We start from the raw sequence: 21,578 nt of genomic DNA on the forward strand, positions 1-21,578 counted from the left end.
AGATGGGGACCTGCCGGGTTGCTCTATAAAATAGAGATGATTCAAGCATGTTCAATGCGATAAAAGAGAAGAGTAAAACTCGGGTCTGTGCGAGGCGAATTCAGCCGTCCAACCGTTTGAATAGTCGACCAGAGGTGCTGCCAGCAGGTTTTCCCCGCTCCAAACCGCGGGCGAGGACAACAGCGCCCGACGGGGTTTGCCTGCCGCTCGCCACTCGGGCACCTGCGGCAAACCGGCCTCTCCCAGTGCGCGGACCTCGGCGTCTGCAGTCAGCGGCCCGGTCAAAACCCAGCGGTCATCCCAGACCTCCTGCGGGGCGGCGGTTTCCGTTGCCACCGCGTTTAGCTCTCTGCAAAACCACGTTTTATCCTGATGCGGGATCAGAAGACAGCCTGCCAGGGTCAGCGTCTGCCCTGCGCCAACAGCAGTAACGGCCTGATCAACAGCCGCCCCGCGCGGCGGATAGCCCTGCCCCGCAATCCAGGCAATGATGCCGACGACCAGCCGCCTTTGGATTTCCACTGGAAGCAGTCCAAAACCGTTACGGTCGATACAGACATCCCCGCCTTCGATTGTGGCAAACTTGCGCGCGGTTTCCTGCGTATAGCGCGCCAGCGCCTCACGCGCTTGTGCAAGATTTTCAGCAACCCGAGTTAAAGATTGTGCAGAAATCCCAAGCGTCCCAAGCCCTGTCAGCGCTTCGCGCGCCTTGATCCGGTCGAATTTCTGATCGTGATTCGAAGGGTCTTCGATCCATCTCGCACCAAGCCCCGACAAGTAGTCTCGCAAGTCTTGCCGGGTGATCCTCAGCATCGGGCGCAGTAGCGTGACGCCGTTTTGATCACGCGCGTAGGGCATACCCGATAGGCCACTGACCCCTGCCGCCCGGCCCAGTCGCATCAGTACTGTTTCGGCCTGATCATCCGCAGTATGGCCAAGTGCAATCGCCGGAATGTCATTGCGTCGCGCCCAGTCGGTCAACAGCCGGTATCGCGCCTGACGGGCCTGATCCTGCAGGTTGCCCGCACCATCCCAACCCTGCCACAGCAGCGTTTCGTGGGGGACGCCTAGGCACGCGGCCAGTTCGGCCACTTGATCGGCCTCGGCGGCAGCTTCCGGGCGCAAGCCGTGATTCACCGTCGCGGCATACAATTGAGTTTGTTCATCCTGCGTAATTTCGTGCAGCAGGTGCAGCAAAGCGGCCGAATCTCCACCGCCTGAGACGGCGACTCCCAAACGCGGCGGCAACCGGTCAGGCAGCCGCGCGCGGAGTTCGGATCGAAGAGTTTCGGCCTGCTCGGTCAAGAACAGCCCAGCGACGCCATTTCTTGCGTGGCGGCGGATACGGTGGCCGAGGACGGAAAGCGCACGCCAACCTCGGACAGGGTGATGCAGGCCTGATCGGTCTGACCCAAGCGCCCCAATGCGGCCCCCAGTTCAAACAGTGCTTCAGGCGCGAATGCGCCTTCGGAATCACCGGTGAAACTGGCCAGGAACGCCCGAGCAGCCTCACGCGTGTCGCCCAGTCCTTCCAGCGCCTGGCCGCGTTTCAAATTGGCTTCGGGCGCAAGCGGGCTGCCGGGATACAGTGTGTCGAACTGCGCGAACTGATCCGCGGCGGCCTGAAAATTGCCCGCGGCCAAGGCCTGCGCGGCGGTATCGAAATCTGCCTGTTCTCCAACAGCCAACTCTCCCTGTTCGGTGACAGCCGGGGCGACCGGGGCAGCAGGTGTCGCTGCGGTAATCTGGGTATCTCCTCCAAGGGTCGAGGTCTCGCCCAGCGTGCTCAGATCGCCGCCTTCGAGTTCAACCAAACGGAACTCCAGATCACCAATCCGGTTGGTGCCATCGGTCACGATGTTCTGCACCCGCTGGTTCAACTGTTCGGTCTGGCGGGTCAAGCGCTGCAACTCGGCCTCAATGGCGTCCACCCGTTCCAAAACGGAACTGCCGGACAGGTTCGGGGCCGGAGAGCCAGTGGTCGAAAACTCGCGCTTCAGGCGCTGAACTTCCACGTGCAAAACTGTCAGCTCCTGCCGGATATCCGCCAAGGTCTGCTGATCCTGTGCTTGTGCCATGCCAGCGGTCGCGACAACCGCGGCCAGAACCCATCCTGCAACTTTCATCGTCTTACCCCAAGGTTGAACCGGTCAGCACCGTCACCGCGCGGCGGTTTTTGGAATAGCAATCCTCGGTGCTGCAAATCTCGATCGGGCGTTCCTTGCCATAGCTGACGGTGGTCAGACGGTTGCCCGCCACCCCACGCGAGATCAGAAACTCGCGCGCCGCATTGGCCCGGCGTGCGCCCAGAGCGAGGTTGTATTCGCGTGTGCCCTGCTCATCCGCATGGCCTTCGATGGTGGCCACATAATCCGGGTTCGCCATCAACCAATCAGCCTGCCCTTGCAGGATCTGTTGCGCCTGCGGTGTCAGAGTCGACTGGTCCACCGAGAACAACACCCGGTCGCCGATGGTTTGCTGGAAATAGGCCGGCGAGCGCGGATCGCTGGGCGAACCCGGTGCGATTGCGCCATTCGCGCCACTGCCAAAACCACCGCCCAATGCGGACGGATCGTTGTTTGTACATGCGGCCATCACGCTCAGCGTGCCCAAGGCCAGAATTTTGCCCAATACGTTCATTTCAAGTGCCTCGTTGTTTTATCGTTTTATTGCCGTCTCTGTAGCATAGTGCAGGATTTTTGTGAACTTTTCCAAGCCCCTGCCCCGATCAATTCTGCAATGGCCCCCATGACGGATCGCTGCCGCCATCCGGGGTGCGCACCGGACGCAGGTTCCGACCCGAGATATCCACCGAATACAAGCTGGCCCGGCCGCTGGCCCCCTGCGTTTCGCGCGTGAACATGATGACCCGGCCGTTTGGTGACCATGTGGGACCTTCGTCCAGGAAAGACGAGGTCAGCAGACGTTCCTCACTGCCATCGATGCGCATGACGCCGATATGGAACCGGCCCTTGTTCTGCTTGGTGAACGCGATCAGGTCGCCACGCGGTGACCAGACCGGTGTGCCATAACGGCCAGCGCCGAAGCTGATCCGGGTCGCCTCACCACCGTTCGCGGGCATGATATACAGCTGTGGCGTACCGGAGCGGTCGCTTTCGAACACGATCCTAGACCCATCGGGCGAATAGCTGGGGGCGGTCTCAATCGCGGGTGTGTTGGTCAGGCGCACACTTTGCCCCGAGGCGATGTCCATCTTCCACAGATCGGTATTGCCGCCCTGAATCAGCGAATAGACGATCGAGCGCCCATCCGGAGAGAACCGGGGCGAAAAGCTCATCGTGCCGTCCTGCGTTTTCAACTCGGTCCGGCGGACACGGTCCACGTCCAGAACATAGATACGCGGCTGGCCGGTTTCATAGCTGGTATAGAGCAACCGGTCCCCCGTCGGAGAAAAGCGCGGGGCAAGAACGATGGCGGCGCTGTCGGTCAGGTACTGCACATTCGCGCCGTCGTAATCCATGATCGCCAGACGCTTAAGGCGCTGATCCTTGGGTCCGCTTTCCGACACAAATGCGACGCGGCTGTCGAAATAGCCGCCCTCACCGGTGATCCGGCTATAGACCTGATCGGCCACCTTATGTGCCATGCGCCGCCAGCCATCGGTTGTGCCTGCAAATTGCAGGCCATTGCCCAGTTCCTGACCCGAGAACACATCCCACACCCGGAACCGCACCGTCAGGCGGTTGCCCGAGACATTCACGGCGCCCGTCACCAGCGCCTCGGCATTTATGGCTTTCCAGTCGGCGAACTGAACCGGGGCCTCGAAACTGCTGACCCGGCTGATGAACGCCTCGGGAGAGATTTCGCGGAACAGCCCGGTGCCGGTCAGATCCGCCGCAACGACCCGAGAGATGTCGTTGGCATATTGCGTCGCAGCCGGTCCATCGGGCACGAAATTCGGTACTGCATAGGGCAAGGGTTCGATGATGCCCTGATCCAGTTCCAGACGCAGCGGTCCGCTCTGGGCATGTACCGGTGCCGCCAAAATCGTCAGGCCAAGCAACAGGCTGGTCAGAAATCTCATCATTTGATCCGCATCCTCTCGGGATTGAATGTAATCTCAATATCCCGCCATTGCTCATATTTGTCAGCAGGCAGGGTGTATCCTTTGGCGCCACAGCGCAAAATTGCTCGTCTGGCGGCTTCATAAGCTTGTTTCGCCGCTCCGGCGGACCCGCCAGAGCTGTCGATCATGCGCAGGCTGCCCCCAACGATCTTGCCGTCCGGGGTCAGTGAAAAGCCAACTACCACAACGGTTTGCAACGCGTCCGTGGACAAGGACCCCACGTTCCAGCACTTGGACACGGCCAAGCGCATGGCGTCTTTCTCTCCGCTGGTCAGCGGCGGACCCGAGGGCTCGCTGCCCTGTCCCAATGCCTCGGCCAGCGCGTCGTTGATAGCGGCGTCGCTTTGCGCAGGCTCGGGCGGGGTCGGGTCCTGTTCTTCGGCCACTTCGGGCTGCGCCGGAGGTGTAGGCCGGTTCGGCCGTACTCGGGGCCGCGGAGAGGTACGCGGGGCATTGTCTTTGGTCTCTTCTGCCTCGGTCACGATCTCATCGGTCGCCTCTTCCGGGGCGGTCTGATCCTGTTGTTCCTGCTGGGTTTCGGCACCTTCATCCAACGACACGGCGGGCGTTTCCACCTCATCCGGCTGCGCCTCGGGCGGCGGTGGAGCGATGGGTTCCGGCGCCACCTTGTCGGCGGGGCGCGGCTGCGCCTCGGGGCCCGGGGGCACGGGCAGCACTTCGGTCACGGACTCGGGCTGTTCCAGCGTCGGGGGTTCCTCGACGATTTCGGGTTCAGGCGGTGCCTCCACCGGATCGGGTATTGGGTCGGGCTCTGGTTCCGGGGGTGCAACGACCTCAGGAGGAGTCAGTTCTTCTTCCACCGGCGCGGGCGGGATCACCTCTTCCTTGGGTGCTTCGGGTGGTTGCAAGGCGGTGGGGGTCGACACCTCGGGGGCGTCGCGCTGTGCGGTCATCGCGGCGAATTGTTCACCCGTGACCACCGACACCTCCTGCACAGCCATTGGCAGGGGTTCGGACCGGAACGTACCGCCGAAGAAGGCCCATCCAATCAAAACGACGTGGGCAATTGCCGAGATCTTGGTGCCGGTGTCCACCGTGCGGCCTCACTCTCCACCTTCTTCCAGCGTCGGGCCACCGGTGTCTGTCACCAGGCCCACATTGGAAAACCCACCTGCGTTCAGCGCGCCCATGATCTGCATCACCTGTGCGTAGGGGATCGCCCCATCAGCCCGCAGGAACACGCGGTCACTGCTGCGTTCTGACGCAATCGCGCGCAATTTGCCAATCAACTCTTCACGCACGACATCCGTGGTCTGAATCTGTACCCGGCCATCCGCGGTCAGCGTTACGGTCAGGGGTTCTTCGTTGTCGCCGGGCAGGGCACTGGCCGCCGTTTTCGGCAGATCGACCGGCACACCCACGGTCAGCAATGGGGCCGCCACCATGAAGATGATCAGCAGCACCAGCATCACGTCCACAAAGGGCGTCACGTTGATCTCGGCCATCGGCTGCGCGCGGCCACGACGCCTCCCGCGTCTGCGCCCATTGCCACCGCCGTTTTGCTGAACCGCCGCGCCCATGTCAGCTGTCCAGTTGGCGCGACAGGATGGTGGAAAACTCGTCCGCAAACGCCTCGTAGCCGTTTACGATCCGATCACTATCCGCGCTGAGCTTGTTATAGAAGATCACCGCCGGGATCGCCGCCAGCAGGCCCAGGCCGGTGGCCAGCAGCGCCTCGGCAATGCCGGGGGCCACAACGGCGAGGTTGGTATTCTGCTGCTCGGCAATCTCGATGAAGGCATTCATGATTCCCCAAACGGTGCCAAACAAGCCGATAAACGGCGCGGTCGAACCAACCGTCGCCAGAATGGGTAGACCCTTTTGCAGCGTCTCGGCCTCTTTCGCGATGGCTACATCCATCGACCGGTCAATCCGCGCCGTAGCCCCGGCGATCAGCCCGCCATCGGTGCGATGCGACCGTCGCCATTCGATCATCCCGGCCGCAAAAATCTTTTCCGAACTGCCATCGGGCTGGGTGCCAATCTGTTCGAACAACTCATCCAGAGGGTTTCCGGACCAGAAGCTTTCATCAAAACCCTGCGCCTCACGCCGAGCCGCGCGGTAGTTGATCAGTTTCTGAATGATGATCGCCCAAGACCAGATCGATGCGCCAACCAGCATCAGCATCACCAGTTTGACGATAAATGTCGCGCGAGCATATAGCCCCCACATGGAGAAATCGATCTCCTGCGCCAGCGCCAGCGTTTCAGCTTCCATGAACCTGCTCTTTTTTGCCTGATGGCCGTTGGTTTGGCCTTGTTTTGTCAAACGCTAACCCAGATGGTCCTGAAAAGCCAACAGAACCACCCCCGCGCCGCAATTTGTTACAACAATGCGCGAATCTCTGCCGGAAGCCGCACCGGTTTGCCCTGCGCGTTCATGCAAACTGCGGTGACGGTGGCGCGAAAAATCTCGGTCTCGCCCCGCTTTATCAACTGCCCCATGGTCAGCCGCACGCCCGAGCGGGACAGGAATTGGGTTTCGATGGTCAGTTCATCGTCGAACTTGGCAGTAGCCAGATAATCCGCCTCGATCCGCCGAATGACCCAGACGACCCCGTCGTCGCGCATGGCGTTCTGGTCATTGCCCAGACGACGCACATAGTCCGACCGGGCACGTTCGATGTATTTCAGATAATTCGCGTGATAGACCACACCGCCCATGTCGGTGTCTTCATAATAAACCCGGACCCGGTAGATATGCGTGTCTTGCGCTGCAGTGCTTTCGGCCATGGCTACAAATCCGGTCAGTCAATCAAACATAATCATTGGGCACGGTGGCGAGCCCCCTCCAACAGATGCACCCGCGTCAGCAGTCGTGCAATCCCTGCGAGACTACAAATTTCGGGTTACACGGTCCTCGGTATCGAAATCCCATCCTTTGCCGACTAACCTGCCAAAATTGAGATATGAAAGTAACAGGTGATTGAATGGCAGGATCGCACGGAAAAAAGGGCAGATTTCCGCTTCCCATCCTGCAGGGTATCCTGCCGATCCACCGTTCGGCCCTGCCGGCCGAGGTTCTGGCCGGGCTGACCTTCGCCTGCCTCGCGATCCCCGAGGTCATGGGCTACACCAAGATCGCCGGCACCCCGGTGGTGACGGGGCTGTACACGATCCTGATCCCGATGGCGCTGTTTGCGCTGTTCGGATCGTCGCGGCACCTTGTGGTGGGGGCGGATTCAGCTACCGCTGCAATCACGGCATCGGCGCTTGCGGGCATGGCGGTGTCCGGATCGTCCGAGTATCTGGCGCTGGCCTCGCTGTTGGCACTGATGGCAGCCGTGCTGTTGATCGCTGCGCGCCTAATTGGCCTGGGGTTTCTGGCAGATTTCCTGTCGCGCACGGTATTGGTCGGGTTCCTGACGGGCGTCGGCATACAGGTGGCCACCGGTGAAATTCCCGGAATGCTGGGGATCGAAGGCGCAGGCCACGGCACAATTACCAAGCTCATGGACGTCGCGCAGCATTTCGGCCAGACCCAATGGCCGACAGTGGCGGTGTCTGCGGCAGTATTGGCGGTTGTCATCGGGTGCAAACGGCTGTCGCCCAAACTGCCCGGCCCCCTCTTCGCTATACTGGGCGTCATTCTGTGCAGTTGGGCATTTCAATTCAGCGCATCCGGCATTGGCGTATTGGGGACGGTTCCCGGCGGCCTGCCTGCCCTGTCGATCCCCGATGTGAACTGGAGCTGGTCGCTGTTCAAACAGCTTCTGCCGACAGCGCTGTCCATCTTTGTCGTGATCCTGGCGCAAAGCGCGGCGACCTCGCGCGCCTACGCTGCACGCTACGATGACAAGTTCAGCGAAAACACCGATCTTGTCGGCCTCGGACTGGCCAATTTGGGCGCAGCATTTACCGGGACATTTGTGGTCAACGGCAGCCCCACCAAGACCGAGATGGTGGCCAGCGCCGGAGGCCGCAGCCAGATCGCTCAACTCACGACGGTTGCGATTGTCCTTGTGGTGATCCTGTTTCTGACCGGCCCGCTTGCGTTTCTGCCCAATGCAGCGCTGTCAGCTGTGGTATTCCTGATCGGCGTCAAGCTGATCGACCTCAAGGGTCTTGCCGCCATATACCGACAGGCCCGATCCGAGTTCTGGATCGCGCTTGCGACTGCTGCTGTTGTGGTTTTCGTTGGCGTCGAGCAAGGGATTATCTTTGCAATGGTCCTGTCACTGATCGACCACACGCGCCACGGCTACCGCCCCAAGAATGCAGTTATCGTCAAAAGCGGCGATGGCGGCTGGCGGTCCAAACCCATCACCGCGCCCAACCAGTTTGAACCCGGTCTTGTGATCTATCGCTTTTCGCACAGCCTGTACTACGCCAACACCCAGCGCCTGTCGGACGAGGTGGCAGCGATCGTGGACCAATCCGACCCGCCACTGCGCTGGTTCTGCATCGAAGCCTCTGCCGTGGATGATATCGACTTTACCGCAGGCTATACGCTGCGCGGCGTCCACGATCAGCTGAAGTCCAGAAACATCAAACTGGTCTTTCTGCTGGTCGAGCCCAATGTTCGAAAAGAGCTCGACCGCTACGGGATCACCGATCTGGTCGGGGCGGATGCTTATTTCGAGACAGGCAACGCCCTGGTCGAGGCGTTTCATCCGACAAACAAACCGCCCGCCTGAGGCCTATTGCGGCGGTTTCATCCGTGCGAACAACCGCAACGCATGGGATGCGTCCTGCGCCGCCCCGGGCAGAACCGGGTCATAAGCGGCCCTGATCAGCTCGGCGATGTCAGGCCGCAGGACGGTTGTGCCCCCGGCCACAGCCAGAGGGGACTGAGACCGGAACGCGGTATCAGACCACAGCAAAATCGTCTGCACCACCTGGCTCAGCGCCAAAGTCTCGGCCGGCACCTTCGACAATTCCTTGTCCATTCGCAGGAAAACAAAAGCTGCGCGGATTGCGCCATCTTCCTCGAACCGAAAGATGCGGTACTGGTTGGCATCCGCCGCGACCAAGCGATCCACCAAAGGCGCCAGATCGGGGATCAGCCGGTCCAGATCAGGGACTTCCAGCAACTCCTGCCAGTCGCGGAAGAAAAAAACCATACAATTGGCGCCAAGTTCCGGATCGGTCTCGGCCATCTTGTGCCCGGCCAGCGTCACCACAGCCTCGAACGCACCTTTGACGGTGGCCAGAGTTTCATCCTCAACGCCAAATACGATTGGCACAATGGGGCGCCCCCAGCGAGCGAACAGAAACTCACCACTTTCGCGGGTGAAATACGTCTGGATGTCTTCCGGGGTCACGCCCAATCCTTCATCTTTTCGAAATTACTCTCGCCGAAGGCATAAAATCTCTGACGTCCGGCTTCAACCAAACAGATCGCTCTGCCCCCTCGGGGCCGCCATACCCAGATGTGTCCACGCCTTTTGCGCCAGCATCCGGCCGCGCGGCGTGCGCTGGATCAGACCCTGCTGCAACAGATAGGGCTCGATCACCTCTTCCAGCGAATCCCGGCTTTCCGACAAGGCCGCCGACAGAGTTTCAATTCCGACCGGTCCACCCGCATAATTCTCGGCAATCAGTTTCAGATACCGCCGATCCGCACCATCCAGGCCCAGATTGTCTACCCCCAGCCGGGTCAGCGCCCCGTCTGCCAGTTCCCGAGTGATCCGCCCATCGCCTTCGACGATGGCGAAATCCACCACACGCCGCAACAGCCGCCCGGCAATCCGCGGCGTTCCACGAGACCGGCGCGCAATCTCGCGTGCGCCCTCATCATCGGCAGGCGCACCCAGCTTGCGGGCATTGCGGGTGACGATCTCGTGCAACTCATCGACCGTGTAGAATTGTAGCCGCGTCGGAATACCGAACCGGTCACGCAGCGGCGTAGTCAGCAGGCCCATCCGCGTGGTTGCCCCGACCAGCGTAAAGGGCTGCAACTCGATCCGAACCGTGCGCGCGGCGGGGCCTTCACCGATCACTAGGTCCAGCTCAAAATCCTCCATCGCCGGGTACAGCACCTCTTCGACCGCCGGGTTCAGGCGGTGAATCTCGTCGATGAACAGAACATCGCGCGATTCCAGGTTGGTCAGGATCGCCGCCAGATCACCCGCCTTGGCCAGAACCGGCCCCGAAGTCATGCGGAAATTCACTCCCAGCTCGCGCGCCATGATCTGCGCCAGCGTGGTCTTCCCCAATCCCGGAGGACCATGGAACAGGGTATGGTCCATCGCCTCGCCCCGTTGCCGAGCGGATTGAATGAACACGCGCAGGTTTGCACGCGCCTCAGCCTGACCAATGAACTCATCCAGCCCCTGAGGGCGTAACGCGCGGTCATTATCCTCGGGCAGAGGGTCCGGGCGCAGGGTGGGATCGGCATCTACCATTCAATCACCCTTTCGGTGCAAGCAACTTGAGCGCGGCTCGGATCAGGTCGGCCTCACCGGCATCTGGCAGACTGGCCGCCGCTTCGGCCACGGCGGACGCGGCGTCGGAAGGCCCATAACCCAGATTGGACAGGGCCGACAATGCACCCGCCGAGGCTGCAGCCGACCCCGAGGCCGGTTTCGCCGCCCGCTTCGGGGCCGGTGCGGGTTCGGCCGACTCAACGACTTCCAAGGCGGGGCCATCCATCGCCTCGGTCACAGTTCCGCCCATAGCCATGACACCCGGTGCCTTGTCCTTGAGGTCCAGCACGATCCGCTGCGCCGTCTTAGGCCCGACCCCTTTGGCCGCCTTGACCGCCCCCCAATCGCCCAAGGCAATCGCCCGGCTGACCCCGTCCGGTCCCAGCGCCGACAGGATGGCCAACGAGACCTTGGCCCCGACCCCCTGAACCGAGCACAGCAGGCGATGCCATTCCTTCTCGATCAACGAAAGGAACCCATACAACTGCATCAGATCTTCGCGCACCACCATGTCGGTGTAGATCGAGACCGCCTCGCCCACACCCGGCAAAGCCGCCATGGTCCGGTCCGAGCAATAAACGATGTAGCCAACCCCGCGCACGTCGATCAGCACGTGATCCGCCGCACGGTAATCCAGCCGCCCTGTCAGTTTTCCAATCATGCCCGCACCTCTTTCATTCGCGCCTGTGGCGCTGCGCCGTAATAGGAATGACAGATTGCAATCGCCAGCGCATCTGCCGCATCGGCCCCTTTGGGCTGGCAGCCCGGCAATTGCAGTTTGACCATGTGCAGAACCTGCTCTTTCTCGGCGTGACCGACACCCACGACGGTTTTCTTGACCCGGTTGGGTGCGTATTCTCCCACCGGCAGCCCGGCCTGCGCCAGCGTCAACAGCGCCACGCCGCGGGCCTGGCCCAGCTTCAGCGTACCAGCGCCGTCCTTGTTGACGAAGGTCTGTTCGATGGCCGCCTGATCGGGCTGATGTTCGGCAATGACCTCGACGATCTGGTTATGCAGCGACAGCAACCGTTCGCCCAGATCATCCCCGTCAGATTTACACAAGCCATTCGCAACGTGGCTCAGGCGGCTGCCATGCGATTCGATGACGCCCCATCCCAGGGTCCTGAGCCCCGGATCAATGCCCAGAATTCGCATATTTTGCCTCAGCCTGCTCGGGTTTTTGTGATCTTTCTTTCGGATTAGCACGAAGCGTGAACATTTTCCAAGCGAATTGACCCTGCGCCTGAAAACGACACGCCTGTCCCGGGGACGACAGAACGGCCTGTTTGCGACTGCGGAAAGTCTGAAATCGACACGTTTTCTGAACGCTTAATGGCCTATAAATTAAGGGTTTTTAATGATCCCCTACCCTTGCAAAAAACGCATAGGACACATGCAATTTCCGCACTTGTGCGGCCAGATCGACAGGACTAGATGCCGCTCAGATCGGATGATCAAAAATTAAACTCTAACCAGAAGGAAACAGGATATGGCTGCACTGGATACCACCCGCACCACCACTGGCTCGTTCGGCCTCGTTGGCCGTATCGGCGAAACTTTCGCATCGGTCGTGAACGCCGTTGTTGAATGGAATGACGCCCGCGTGACACGCAACGTGCTGAACGGTCTGTCGGATCGCGAACTGGAAGATATCGGTATGTGCCGCGGTGATATTGACCTCGTGGCAGAAGGTCGTCGCTAAGAGACAACCATCACTCACTCGCCCCACTCTCCCCTGGGGCACATAAAGAACGCCGCGCATTTCACGATGCGCGGCGTTTCTTTATTCGTCAAAGCTGATCTGGTTAGTGAAGGTAGCCGCTGATCTGAGTCGCAAGATACTCGGACACCGGGTCGATCTGCATCACCCAGGCCCCCGCTTTCTCAACAGATGTCCCCTCCGCCAGACTGTCGACGCGATATTGGTAAGCCGAAGCGCCCAAGCTTATCAGCAAAAAGATCTTGAACGCGAACAAGCCCAGCAGGCACCCCATAAGCGCCTTTACCGGAACCGCAGATTTGACCCTCTGCGGTTTCATGACCACAAGGCCATCCTTGCGCATAGTAGCGCGATAGCCCCGACTAAGCTTAGCGTGCTTCTTGTTCAGGCGTTGAACGCGCTGATCGAATTCCAGATGTTTCACCGTCATGGCAGCCTCCACAAAACCGCCCCCGTAACCACGTTATGACGGTAGTTACAGATTGCGACAAAAAAGAGGCAAGAATCCACGAAACTCCTGCAAATGGTCTAATTTAGGCCTTTTTTGCTCAAAATTAGCGTTGTCCACTCACCAATCTCATCTCTTCTGACCAGATTGAACCCGTTTTGGGAATAAACTGAAATCACATCATCGGCTTGTTCATTGAGGATTCCCGACAGGATCGCAAATCCTCCGTCTCGCAGATTCGCGGCGATTTCAGGGGACAATGCCACCAGTGGGCCTTTGAGAATATTGGCAAAAATCAGGTCATACGGGGCGTGCGAATGTAGGTCGGGGTGATCGAATCCGGCGGCCTCAACGCAATGCACCTGACCGGACATACCGTTGGCCTTCAGGTTGGCCTCGGCCACATCCACCGCAACCTGATCGATATCACTGGCGATGATGTCGCCATCCCAGACCCGCGCGGCGGCCATCGCCAGAACCGCTGTACCGCAGCCAATATCGGCCACTTTGGTCGCCGCAAACCCGTCATCCAGCAGATGATCCAGCGCCTTGAGGCAGCCCAGCGTGGTGCCGTGGTGACCGGTGCCAAAGGCCATCGCGGCCTCGATCAGCAGCGGGATGCGCCCTTCGGGCAGTTTGTCAGCATCGTGGCTGCCGTAGACAAAGAACCGACCAGCCTCGACTGGGGCCAGTTCGCGGCGCACATGGGCAACCCAGTCAGTTTCCGGCAGTTCCGAGACCACAAACGGCTTGGACTCGAAGGCAACGGCCAGAACGGCCAGCGCCGTTTCATCCGGTGCCTCGGTGAAATAGCCACCAACTTCCCACAGGCCTGATCCATCCTCGACCTCGAACACACCGACGCCGGTGGGTTCCGGGTCCAGGCGCTCCATCGCTTCGCCCAGACCTTCGGCGGCTTTCTTGCCGGTCAGAGTGGTTAGCGCGGTGAATGTGGGCATGAGGGCCTCCTGTCTCAGTTGAGACAGCGCCTAGGGCGTGGGCCCGCCAAGGTCAAGCATTTGCGCCTATTCCGCAGGGGCCGGGGCGTATTTCGACAGAATGGTCTCATTACCCGGTTCGGGGTGGCGGGGGATCAGCAGCGACAAGGCCAACGACACCAGCGCCATTGCAGCGGCCAACCCAAAGACCGCACCGGGCGATACCACCCAGAGCAAACCCAGCAGCGCAGGCAGGAATACGGCCGCGATATGGTTGATGGTGAAAGCCACCGCTGCCGTCGGCGCGATATCCGCCGGGTCGGCGATCTTCTGGAAATAGGTTTTCAGCGCCAGCGCCAGAGCAAACAACACGTGGTCGATCACATAAAGGATCGCCGCCAGCAAAACGCCCCAGCCGAACCAATAGATGCCACCATACGCTGCGAAGACGATGGCCAGACCCGTGTATTCGAAAATCAGCGTGCGGCGTTCCCCAAACATCGACACCGCTTTGCCCAGCATCGGGGCGGCGGCCATGTTGATCACGAGGTTGATCAGATAGAGGCTGGTCAGCTCGTGGACTTCGAACCCGAACTTTTCGACCATCATGAAGCCTGCGAAGACGACAAAAATCTGCCGCCGTGCGCCAGCCATGAATTGCAGCGCGTAATACAGCCAATACCGTTTGCGCAGGATCAGCTTTTTGGTCTGCGGCGTGGGCGCGTTGAATTGGGGATAGGCCACCAGACAGAACAGCGCCAGCAACGCCGTCACTCCTCCTGCAGCCATGAACACAAAGTTATAGGACAGATCGAACCGATCCCAGGTCAGCACGATCAAGCCATAGACAACCGCCGTGGCCGCCGAGCCCATGGCCACCAGCCAGCCCAACACCTGAGGCGCTCGGTCTTTGGGCAGCCACTGCAGCTGCAGCGACTGGTTCACCGTTTCGTAGTAGTGAAAGCCGATCGAGCTGAACAAAGTCACGAAAAGCAATCCGCCGAGGCTGGGAAACCACGCCGTCACCGCCGTCGCCACGCCCAACATCATCAGCGAGATCATCGCCAGCACCTGCTCGCGGACGAAGATGATCACCGCGATCACTCCAACGGCTAGAAAGCCCGGGATCTCGCGCACCGTGTGCAGCAGGCCGATATCTGCACCGTCAAAGCTGGCCACCTCGATTACGAAGTTGTTCAACAGCGCGCTCCACGCGTTGAAGGCGATGGGCATCGTCAGCGCCATCACGAACAAGAGCGTGATGGGACGGCGCCAGAACGGCAGGCTCTGCGCCTCGGAAAGCGGCATGGGTTTCAGCATGGGACTCCCTCTACGCCTATTTTCGCTGTTTGGCGAGAGCCAAGGACGCCGTGCACATTAACCCTGCGCTGACGCAGGGTTAGTAAAAGTTTTGCGGGTCGATATCGACGGTCAGGCGGATATCCCCTTTCAGTCGCAGGGGGGCGATCCAGCGGGCGATAGCGTCCTGAATGGGTGCGCCCTTGGGGGCCTTGACCAACAGGCGCACACGATGACGCCCCCGGATGCGCGCAATCGGCGCAGGGGCCGGACCGAAAACCTGTGCGCCGATATCGCGCAGCGGTACATCGTTGCGGGCCATAGCGTTGCCGATATCGAAAACCGGCCCGACCTCTGGCCCCGACAACACGATCCCCGCCATACGCCCATAGGGCGGGACCCCGGCGGCCTGCCGTCCGGCGGCCTCGGCCTTCCAGAACCCCTCTTCATCGCCCGACAGGATCGCCCGGATCACCGGGTGCTCCGGCTGAAAGGTCTGCAACAACGCCTGCCCCGGCTTGTCCGCCCGGCCGGCGCGCCCTGCGACCTGCCGCATCAATTGAAACGTCCGTTCGGCAGCCCGCAGATCGGCGCCGTGCAAGCTGAGGTCAGCGTCAATCACCCCGACCAATGTCAGCTTGGGAAAGTTGTGTCCCTTGGCAACCAGCTGCGTTCCGATGACAATATCCGCGTCACCTTCGGCAATCTCTTCGATCTTGGCCTTCAATGCCCGGGCCGAGCCAAACAGATCGGAACTGAGCATGGCGATCTTCGCCTCGGGGAAAGTCGCTTCGGCCTCTTCCGCCAGCCGTTCAATACCCGGCCCGACCGGAGCCAGCTTGCCCTCGACCCCGCAGGACGGGCAGGTGTCAGGCATCGGCTTGGTCTCACCGCATTGGTGGCACATCAGGCGTTTCAGGAACCGGTGCTCGACCATCCGTGCATCGCAATGGTCACAGGCGATCTGCTCGCCACAGGCCCGGCACAGAGTCACCGGCGCATAGCCGCGGCGGTTGATGAACAGCAGCGACTGCTCGCCCCGTTCAATCCGCTGCCGCACAGCCTGCCGCAGAGAGGGAGAAATCCACGTCCCCGGCTGCATTTGCTCGGCCCGCATGTCGATAGGCTTCATTTCCGGCAGCACCGCCGCGCCAAAGCGTGAGGTCAGGTCCAGCCGTTCATACTTGCCCGCTTCGGCATTGGCCCAACTTTCAAGCGAGGGCGTGGCACTGGCCAGAACCACCCGCGCGCCGCAAATCGCCGACCGCAGAACCGCCATGTCGCGGGCGCTGTAATGCACACCGTCTTCCTGTTTGTACGAGGTGTCGTGTTCCTCATCGACCACCACCAGCCCCAGATCACGGAACGGCAAGAACAGCGCCGATCGCGCGCCTACGACCAATTGCGCATCGCCTTGCCCAACCATCCGCCAGACTCGGCGGCGTTCGGTCATAGTCGCACCCGAATGCCACTCGGCCGGGCGCGCACCGAACCGCGCCTCGACCCGGGTCAGGAATTCAGCCGTCAGGGCAATCTCGGGCAACAAAACCAGAGCCTGCCGTCCCATCCGCAACGCTTCGGCCACGGCCTCCAGATAAACCTCTGTCTTGCCCGAGCCGGTCACGCCCTTCAGCAATGTGGTGCCATAGTCGCCGGTCCGCTGACCGGCCTGCAACCGCGCGACCGCCGCCGCCTGATCCGCAATAAGCTCTTTGCCCGACAGGTCCGGGTCCAGATGCGGATAAGGCAGATCGCGCGGACTGTCCTCTTCCCGCACCGCACCCTGTTTCACCAGCCCTTTCACGACCGACGAGGTCACGCCCGCCTGCTCGGCCAGTTCCTTCAACGTAAAGGCCAGCCCGCCATAGTCCCGCAGCACCTCAAGCACACGGGTCCGCGCGTCGGTCATCCGATCCGGCTCACCATCGCCAAGGCGGTAAATCTTGCGCATCGACGGCGGATCACCCAGCCCCGGTGCGCGCGTTGCCAGCCGCAACATCGCAGGCATCGGCGTCAGCGTGTAATCGGCCACCCGGCCCAAAAACGCCCGCATCTCCTCGCGCATCGGCGCGACCTCAAGCACCCGGATCACGGATCGAGCCTTGCTGATGTCAAAGCCGCCTTGCCCCGGGCCCCAGACCACGCCCAATACCTTACGCGGCCCCAAAGGCACCTCGACAAACGCGCCCAGAAAACACCCGCCTTCGGGCGCCTTGTAATCCAGCGTCCGGTCCAGCGGCTGCGTGGTCAGCACCGCCACCAGCTCACCGTGGTCGAAATACTCCTGAGTGCTCACCGCATATCCTTGTCAGGGGTTTCAGCATGGGTCTCTTTGAGGTAAAGGCATCCGCGACCAAGGCCAACCCATCAAAGGACTGCCCTCATGAAATTCTTCGTAGACACTGCCGAGATCGACGCCATCGCCGAACTGAACGATCTGGGCATGGTGGACGGCGTAACCACCAACCCCTCGCTGATCCTGAAATCGGGCCGCGACATTCTGGAAGTGACCAAAGAGATCTGTGATCTGGTCGACGGCCCTGTATCCGCCGAAGTGGTCGCCACCGAGGCCGACGACATGATCGCCGAAGGCCGCAAACTGGCCAAGATCGCGCCCAACATCGCGGTAAAAGTGCCGCTGACCTGGGCCGGCCTGAAAACCTGCAAAACGCTCAGCGACGAAGGCCAGATGGTCAACGTGACCCTGTGCTTCTCGGCCAACCAGGCGCTTTTGGCCGCCAAAGCGGGCGCAACCTTCATCTCGCCCTTTATCGGCCGTCTGGACGATATCAACCTCGACGGTATGGACCTGATCGCTGACATCCGCCAGGTCTACGACAACTACGGGTTCGAAACCGAAATCCTCGCCGCCTCGATCCGCACCGTGAACCACGTGACCGACAGCGCCCGCATCGGCGCCGACGTGATCACCGCCCCTCCGGGCGTGATCAAGAAACTGGCCGATCACCCGCTGACCGACAAAGGCCTGGAAACCTTCCTGGCAGACTGGGCCAAGACCGGTCAGAAAATCCTCTGATACTCAGAGCACCCGCGCGGCGCCGTCAGGCGCCGCGCCCGGCCCAACTGCAAAACCTGATCTTCTGATCAGGGGTTTGCAGGCGGGAGCCTTTCCGACACATGCCCACATGAAATCCACTTTTACCTGCATTTTTCCCAAGGCAAATGTCGCATTCCGTGTTATAAGCCCGCCAACAAAAAAAGACCGGACGGGACATGAGCAGCAACACCACACTCAAGGACAATCTCCGCGCCGCGATTCTGGCTGAACCGGACGCCGTGCTGGACGACAAGGATCTGATGCAGGCGCTGGTGGCCGCCAATGAACAGGCGCGCGGCGACAATGTCATCGACCTGCGCGGCATCGCCATGCAGCGGCTTGAGGCGCGGCTGGACAGGCTTGAGGACACGCATCGCTCGGTTATTGCCGCGGCGTACGAAAACCTCGCCGGCACCAATCAGGTGCACCGTGCCATTCTGCGGTTGCTGGAACCCGTCGATTTCGAGGATTTCCTGCGCACACTCGGCAGTGAAATTGCCGATATCCTGCGCGTGGACCACATCACGCTGGTTCTGGAAACCACAGTCCGGCAGGAAGACCCCGCGATCGAAAAGCTGGGCGGTGTGCTGACTGTCGTCGAACCGGGTGCCGTCGATGCCTATCTCAGCCAGGACCGTGGCGGTCCCGCACGGCAAGTTGTCCTGCGCCCGATTGCCCATGCCAACCCCCGTGTGTTCGGCACCATGGCCGGTCAACTTCGGTCCGAGGCCTGCCTGAGGCTGAATCTGGGCGAAGGCCGCCTGCCCGGCATGATCGTTATGGGGGCCAAGGACGCCAACCACTTCACCCCGCAACTGGGCACCGATCTGCTGTCCTTCTTTGCTGGCGTGTTCGAACGCTCGATGCGCCACTGGCTGTCGTGAGCCTGATCTCCCCAGCCTGCCGCGATGCGCTACAGCATTGGCTGGACAGTCTGGGGGCGCTGGCCGGGCGGTCCGAGAACACACAGACCGCCTATCGCGGGGATGTCACCGATTTCCTGTCCTTCATGACCCTGCATCACAGCGAGCGTCAGGGACTGGCGGCGTTGGCCCGGATCACCGTGTCCGACATGCGCGCGTGGATGGCAGATCAGCGCGCCTCGGGCGTAGGAGCGCGGTCATTGGCGCGCAAACTCTCGGCCGTCAAAAGCTTCTACCGCTGGCTGTCCGAGCGGGAGGGGTTCGAGCCCACGGCTGTCCTGTCAACCCGCGCGCCCAAGTTCACCAAGAAACTGCCCCGCCCGCTGACCGAAGACGCCGCCCGCGCCATGATCGAAACGGTCGAACTGCAATCGACCAACGACTGGGTTTCGGCCCGCGATGTGGCCGTGGTCACGCTGCTTTACGGCTGCGGGTTGCGTATCTCCGAGGCACTGTCTCTGACCGGTGCAGACGCCCCCCTGCCCGAGACCCTGCGAATCGTCGGCAAAGGCAACAAAGAGCGGATCATGCCCGTCCTGCCTGCCGCCCGCGCGGCGGTGGATCACTATCTTAAGCTGTGCCCACACCCGCAAGACAAGGACAAGGCCTTGTTCCGCGGTGTGCGTGGCGGCCCGCTGAACCCAAGGGCCATTCAGGGTGTAATGGCCAAGGCACGAATGCAACTCGGCCTGCCAGCAACGGCCACGCCACACGCTCTGCGGCACAGCTTTGCCACCCATCTTCTGTCCGCCGGGGGAGACCTGCGCGCCATTCAGGAACTGCTGGGGCACGCGTCGCTCTCGACCACGCAAACCTACACGGCCGTCGACACGGCTCGACTGATGGAGGTCTATAACCGCGCCCACCCCAAAGCGTGACGTCTTCGCATCGCGACGTCAGGCATTCCCCCTAACCCGGCTTTTGGTTTGCATCTGGCGAACGCATCGGTCATGACACCCGCATGACACTCAGATTAAAAGCGCTTCTCGTCCATCTGTTCACCGCTACCGGTGCCGTCTTCGCAATGCTGGCCATGCTGGCCGCTGTCGAAGAAAAATGGAGCTTGATGTATCTATGGTTGGTGGTCTCGTTCATCGTGGACGGCATCGACGGCCCTCTGGCCCGCCATTACCACGTCAAGAAGAACGCGCCCGAGTTTGATGGCGTGCTATTGGATCTGATCATCGACTACCTGACCTACGTGTTCATTCCGGCCTATGCACTGTTCAAATCCGGTCTGATGGACGGCTGGACCGGCTGGTTTGCGATCATCGTCATCACCTTTGCCAGCGCGATGTATTTTGCCGATACGCGCATGAAAACAAAGGACAACTCCTTTTCCGGCTTCCCCGGTTGCTGGAACATGTTCGTGATTGTGATCTTCGCGTTGGAGCCCAACTTCTGGATCATCCTGCTGCTGGTATCGCTGTTGTCTCTGGCGATGTTCCTGCCGCTGAAATTCATCCACCCGGTCCGTACCGAACGCTGGCGCGCCGTGTCGCTGCCCATGGCCTTTGCCTGGACTTTCTTTGCCGGATGGGCTGCATGGGTCGATTTCCATCCCGAAAGCTGGGCGCATTGGGGTTTGGTGATCACCAGCCTCTATCTGGTGTCCGCAGGGATTGCGCAGCAGATCATACCGCAGCGCAAAAGCGCAGATTACAGGACTTCCTGAACCTCGAACTCGGTGCCGTTATGGGTGAAAACATCGCCCTCCTGCAGGCCCACCATCGACAGGTAGATCGGGCTTTGGGTTGAGATCCCCATATAGGTCTTGCCGTCCACATCAAACCGTGTGGTCGAAACGCAGACCACAAAGCGGCGGTTGTTGAACTTGACCACCGCACCGGGCTGCACCGTGTTGGTCAGGCTGAAATCGGTGTTTTCGATCACGTCGATCTTGGCGTGATGAGCGTGCACCGGAGCATCAAAGGCCGCCGCCAGATCCGCATTCTCGCGCGAGGCTGCGATATCGTCCTTGTCATGCCCTTCCCGGTCATCCAGTTGAGAATCCTTCAAAAACGCGTCGTAATGGGCTTGCGCGGTGGCAAGCTCCTGCTCTTCCAGCGACATCAGGCGGTCAATAATGACCTTTTTACGGGCGGCCAGGTCTGATTGGGCGGTCATTCAATGCGGTCCTTTGAATTCTCTATCTGATACAAATTGGGCCTCAAGCAACCGGATTGCAATAGAATTCCGCTTGTCAGATCAGTAGGCCTGCCGCCCGTTCATGGCGCAACAGGGCAACCTTGGTCTCGACCCCGCCATCGCCGGAAAACCCGCCCAGACCGTTGGCCGCCAATATCCGATGACAGGGAATGATGACCGGGATCGGATTGGCACCGCAGGCCTGCCCCACGGGCTGCGGGGGCTGCCCCAGCTCTTTGGCGATATCGCCATAGGTGCGGGTTTCGCCCAGCGGGATGGCATACATCAGATCACAGACCTGCTGCTGAAACTTTGACCCGATGACATGATAGGGCAGATCAAACCGCTCCAACCGCCCTCGGTCATAGGCCGTCAACTGCGCGGCAGCTTCCTGCAACAAAGGCGTCACAGGCCCTTCGTTCCAGCCATCCCAAACAAGGCGCGTGATGGCACCATCCGTCTCTTCGACTCCAAGGCAACCAAACTGAGTTTCAACGGCAATCATCGGCATGGGCGCAGGGTTTCAGATCGCCGCGCCCTACGCAACGAAAAACCCCCGGCGTTTAAGC

General features: G+C 60.8%; 24 protein-coding genes. 6 read left to right on the top strand and 18 right to left on the bottom strand.

Annotated features, from left to right (window positions below; all coding sequences use genetic code 11):
• Window positions 1-51: 51 nt before the first annotated feature.
• From tilS to ybgC, 8 genes are all read right to left on the bottom strand, one after another.
• A complete protein-coding gene (gene tilS, locus ACR0KW_RS07310) occupies window positions 52-1,305 on the bottom strand; it encodes a tRNA lysidine(34) synthetase TilS (RefSeq protein WP_480804401.1) in 1,254 nt (417 codons plus the stop codon).
• Window positions 1,302-2,126 (bottom strand): tol-pal system protein YbgF, encoded by an 825-nt coding sequence (ybgF, locus tag ACR0KW_RS07315; protein ID WP_480804402.1) that lies wholly within the window; start codon window positions 2,124-2,126, stop codon window positions 1,302-1,304. The genes tilS and ybgF overlap by 4 nt, the downstream gene beginning before the upstream one ends.
• Window positions 2,127-2,130: 4 nt before the next feature.
• Window positions 2,131-2,640: a peptidoglycan-associated lipoprotein Pal gene (gene pal, locus ACR0KW_RS07320; RefSeq protein WP_421596552.1), complete on the bottom strand. Its 510-nt coding sequence runs from the start codon at window positions 2,638-2,640 to the stop codon at window positions 2,131-2,133.
• An 88-nt stretch (window positions 2,641-2,728) separates the two neighbouring features.
• A complete protein-coding gene (gene tolB, locus ACR0KW_RS07325) occupies window positions 2,729-4,048 on the bottom strand; it encodes a Tol-Pal system beta propeller repeat protein TolB (RefSeq protein ID WP_480804403.1) in 1,320 nt (439 codons plus the stop codon).
• Window positions 4,045-5,142, bottom strand: a complete 1,098-nt coding sequence (locus ACR0KW_RS07330; protein ID WP_480804404.1) for an energy transducer TonB — start codon at window positions 5,140-5,142, stop codon at window positions 4,045-4,047. The genes tolB and ACR0KW_RS07330 overlap by 4 nt, the downstream gene beginning before the upstream one ends.
• A gap of 9 nt (window positions 5,143-5,151) precedes the next feature.
• Window positions 5,152-5,628 carry a protein TolR gene (gene tolR, locus ACR0KW_RS07335; protein ID WP_170445416.1) on the bottom strand — a complete coding sequence of 159 codons (477 nt, stop codon included), beginning with the start codon at window positions 5,626-5,628 and terminating at the stop codon, window positions 5,152-5,154.
• A 1-nt stretch (window position 5,629) separates the two neighbouring features.
• Window positions 5,630-6,325, bottom strand: a complete 696-nt coding sequence (gene tolQ, locus ACR0KW_RS07340) for a protein TolQ (protein ID WP_480804405.1) — start codon at window positions 6,323-6,325, stop codon at window positions 5,630-5,632.
• A 107-nt stretch (window positions 6,326-6,432) separates the two neighbouring features.
• A complete protein-coding gene (ybgC, locus tag ACR0KW_RS07345) occupies window positions 6,433-6,840 on the bottom strand; it encodes a tol-pal system-associated acyl-CoA thioesterase (protein ID WP_480804406.1) in 408 nt (135 codons plus the stop codon).
• Window positions 6,841-7,037: 197 nt separating this feature from the next.
• On the opposite strand from ybgC, the gene ACR0KW_RS07350 reads away from it, so the two are divergent.
• Window positions 7,038-8,744: a SulP family inorganic anion transporter gene (locus tag ACR0KW_RS07350; protein ID WP_480804407.1), complete on the top strand. Its 1,707-nt coding sequence runs from the start codon at window positions 7,038-7,040 to the stop codon at window positions 8,742-8,744.
• A 3-nt stretch (window positions 8,745-8,747) separates the two neighbouring features.
• Here the strand turns inward: ACR0KW_RS07350 and ACR0KW_RS07355 are convergent, their stop codons facing one another.
• The 4 genes from ACR0KW_RS07355 to ruvC form a co-directional block, all read right to left on the bottom strand.
• Window positions 8,748-9,371, bottom strand: coding sequence for a hypothetical protein (locus ACR0KW_RS07355; RefSeq protein ID WP_480804408.1), 624 nt, complete (start codon window positions 9,369-9,371; stop codon window positions 8,748-8,750).
• A 63-nt stretch (window positions 9,372-9,434) separates the two neighbouring features.
• A complete protein-coding gene (gene ruvB, locus ACR0KW_RS07360; protein WP_170326918.1) occupies window positions 9,435-10,454 on the bottom strand; it encodes a Holliday junction branch migration DNA helicase RuvB in 1,020 nt (339 codons plus the stop codon).
• 4 nt (window positions 10,455-10,458) lie between these two features.
• Window positions 10,459-11,136 (bottom strand): Holliday junction branch migration protein RuvA, encoded by a 678-nt coding sequence (gene ruvA, locus ACR0KW_RS07365; protein WP_480804409.1) that lies wholly within the window; start codon window positions 11,134-11,136, stop codon window positions 10,459-10,461.
• Window positions 11,133-11,630, bottom strand: a complete 498-nt coding sequence (gene ruvC / locus ACR0KW_RS07370) for a crossover junction endodeoxyribonuclease RuvC (protein ID WP_170326920.1) — start codon at window positions 11,628-11,630, stop codon at window positions 11,133-11,135. Before ruvC ends, ruvA begins: the two co-directional genes overlap by 4 nt.
• 334 nt (window positions 11,631-11,964) lie before the next feature.
• Here ruvC and ACR0KW_RS07375 point away from each other — a divergent pair, with 334 nt between their 5' ends.
• On the top strand, window positions 11,965-12,177 hold the full coding sequence (locus ACR0KW_RS07375; RefSeq protein ID WP_480804410.1) for a DUF1127 domain-containing protein: 213 nt from the start codon (window positions 11,965-11,967) through the stop codon (window positions 12,175-12,177).
• Between the two features lie 103 nt (window positions 12,178-12,280).
• On the opposite strand, the gene ACR0KW_RS07380 is transcribed toward ACR0KW_RS07375, so the two are convergent.
• From ACR0KW_RS07380 to ACR0KW_RS07395, 4 genes are all read right to left on the bottom strand, one after another.
• On the bottom strand, window positions 12,281-12,625 hold the full coding sequence (locus tag ACR0KW_RS07380; protein ID WP_480804411.1) for a hypothetical protein: 345 nt from the start codon (window positions 12,623-12,625) through the stop codon (window positions 12,281-12,283).
• 98 nt (window positions 12,626-12,723) lie between these two features.
• Window positions 12,724-13,602, bottom strand: coding sequence for a 50S ribosomal protein L11 methyltransferase (locus ACR0KW_RS07385; RefSeq protein WP_480804412.1), 879 nt, complete (start codon window positions 13,600-13,602; stop codon window positions 12,724-12,726).
• A 66-nt stretch (window positions 13,603-13,668) separates the two neighbouring features.
• Window positions 13,669-14,901 (bottom strand): MFS transporter, encoded by a 1,233-nt coding sequence (locus ACR0KW_RS07390; RefSeq protein ID WP_480804413.1) that lies wholly within the window; start codon window positions 14,899-14,901, stop codon window positions 13,669-13,671.
• A 79-nt stretch (window positions 14,902-14,980) separates the two neighbouring features.
• Complete coding sequence (locus tag ACR0KW_RS07395) at window positions 14,981-17,176, bottom strand: primosomal protein N' (protein WP_480804414.1); 2,196 nt, start codon at window positions 17,174-17,176, stop codon at window positions 14,981-14,983.
• 87 nt (window positions 17,177-17,263) lie between these two features.
• On the opposite strand from ACR0KW_RS07395, the gene fsa reads away from it, so the two are divergent.
• The 4 genes from fsa to ACR0KW_RS07415 all read left to right on the top strand — a co-directional run bounded on the left by fsa (window position 17,264) and on the right by ACR0KW_RS07415 (window position 20,536).
• On the top strand, window positions 17,264-17,917 hold the full coding sequence (gene fsa / locus ACR0KW_RS07400) for a fructose-6-phosphate aldolase (protein WP_480804415.1): 654 nt from the start codon (window positions 17,264-17,266) through the stop codon (window positions 17,915-17,917).
• A gap of 197 nt (window positions 17,918-18,114) precedes the next feature.
• Complete coding sequence (locus tag ACR0KW_RS07405) at window positions 18,115-18,822, top strand: DUF484 family protein (RefSeq protein ID WP_480804416.1); 708 nt, start codon at window positions 18,115-18,117, stop codon at window positions 18,820-18,822.
• Window positions 18,819-19,739 carry a tyrosine recombinase XerC gene (locus ACR0KW_RS07410; protein ID WP_480804417.1) on the top strand — a complete coding sequence of 307 codons (921 nt, stop codon included), beginning with the start codon at window positions 18,819-18,821 and terminating at the stop codon, window positions 19,737-19,739. Before ACR0KW_RS07405 ends, ACR0KW_RS07410 begins: the two co-directional genes overlap by 4 nt.
• A gap of 83 nt (window positions 19,740-19,822) precedes the next feature.
• The gene (locus tag ACR0KW_RS07415) at window positions 19,823-20,536 is read left to right on the top strand and encodes a CDP-alcohol phosphatidyltransferase family protein (RefSeq protein ID WP_480804418.1); all 714 of its coding nucleotides are present in this window, start codon (window positions 19,823-19,825) and stop codon (window positions 20,534-20,536) included.
• Here the strand turns inward: ACR0KW_RS07415 and ACR0KW_RS07420 are convergent.
• Window positions 20,521-20,988 carry a hypothetical protein gene (locus tag ACR0KW_RS07420; protein ID WP_170326930.1) on the bottom strand — a complete coding sequence of 156 codons (468 nt, stop codon included), beginning with the start codon at window positions 20,986-20,988 and terminating at the stop codon, window positions 20,521-20,523. The genes ACR0KW_RS07415 and ACR0KW_RS07420 overlap by 16 nt on opposite strands.
• A 76-nt stretch (window positions 20,989-21,064) precedes the next feature.
• A complete protein-coding gene (locus tag ACR0KW_RS07425; protein ID WP_480804419.1) occupies window positions 21,065-21,520 on the bottom strand; it encodes a methylated-DNA--[protein]-cysteine S-methyltransferase in 456 nt (151 codons plus the stop codon).
• Window positions 21,521-21,578: the final 58 nt, after the last annotated feature.

It is taken from the genome of Ruegeria sp. CG11 (assembly GCF_056537245.1).

Coding starts and splice junctions, on each gene's coding strand:
- ybgF (WP_480804402.1), bottom strand. CDS start 2,126: ATGAAAGTTGCAGGATGGGTTCTGGCCGCGGTTGTCGCGACCGCTGGC.
- pal (WP_421596552.1), bottom strand. CDS start 2,640: ATGAACGTATTGGGCAAAATTCTGGCCTTGGGCACGCTGAGCGTGATG.
- tolB (WP_480804403.1), bottom strand. CDS start 4,048: ATGATGAGATTTCTGACCAGCCTGTTGCTTGGCCTGACGATTTTGGCG.
- tolR (WP_170445416.1), bottom strand. CDS start 5,628: ATGGGCGCGGCGGTTCAGCAAAACGGCGGTGGCAATGGGCGCAGACGC.
- tolQ (WP_480804405.1), bottom strand. CDS start 6,325: ATGGAAGCTGAAACGCTGGCGCTGGCGCAGGAGATCGATTTCTCCATG.
- ybgC (WP_480804406.1), bottom strand. CDS start 6,840: ATGGCCGAAAGCACTGCAGCGCAAGACACGCATATCTACCGGGTCCGG.
- ACR0KW_RS07350 (WP_480804407.1), top strand. CDS start 7,038: ATGGCAGGATCGCACGGAAAAAAGGGCAGATTTCCGCTTCCCATCCTG.
- ruvB (WP_170326918.1), bottom strand. CDS start 10,454: ATGGTAGATGCCGATCCCACCCTGCGCCCGGACCCTCTGCCCGAGGAT.
- ruvA (WP_480804409.1), bottom strand. CDS start 11,136: ATGATTGGAAAACTGACAGGGCGGCTGGATTACCGTGCGGCGGATCAC.
- ruvC (WP_170326920.1), bottom strand. CDS start 11,630: ATGCGAATTCTGGGCATTGATCCGGGGCTCAGGACCCTGGGATGGGGC.
- ACR0KW_RS07375 (WP_480804410.1), top strand. CDS start 11,965: ATGGCTGCACTGGATACCACCCGCACCACCACTGGCTCGTTCGGCCTC.
- ACR0KW_RS07380 (WP_480804411.1), bottom strand. CDS start 12,625: ATGACGGTGAAACATCTGGAATTCGATCAGCGCGTTCAACGCCTGAAC.
- ACR0KW_RS07385 (WP_480804412.1), bottom strand. CDS start 13,602: ATGCCCACATTCACCGCGCTAACCACTCTGACCGGCAAGAAAGCCGCC.
- ACR0KW_RS07390 (WP_480804413.1), bottom strand. CDS start 14,901: ATGCTGAAACCCATGCCGCTTTCCGAGGCGCAGAGCCTGCCGTTCTGG.
- fsa (WP_480804415.1), top strand. CDS start 17,264: ATGAAATTCTTCGTAGACACTGCCGAGATCGACGCCATCGCCGAACTG.
- ACR0KW_RS07405 (WP_480804416.1), top strand. CDS start 18,115: ATGAGCAGCAACACCACACTCAAGGACAATCTCCGCGCCGCGATTCTG.
- ACR0KW_RS07415 (WP_480804418.1), top strand. CDS start 19,823: ATGACACTCAGATTAAAAGCGCTTCTCGTCCATCTGTTCACCGCTACC.
- ACR0KW_RS07420 (WP_170326930.1), bottom strand. CDS start 20,988: ATGACCGCCCAATCAGACCTGGCCGCCCGTAAAAAGGTCATTATTGAC.
- ACR0KW_RS07425 (WP_480804419.1), bottom strand. CDS start 21,520: ATGCCGATGATTGCCGTTGAAACTCAGTTTGGTTGCCTTGGAGTCGAA.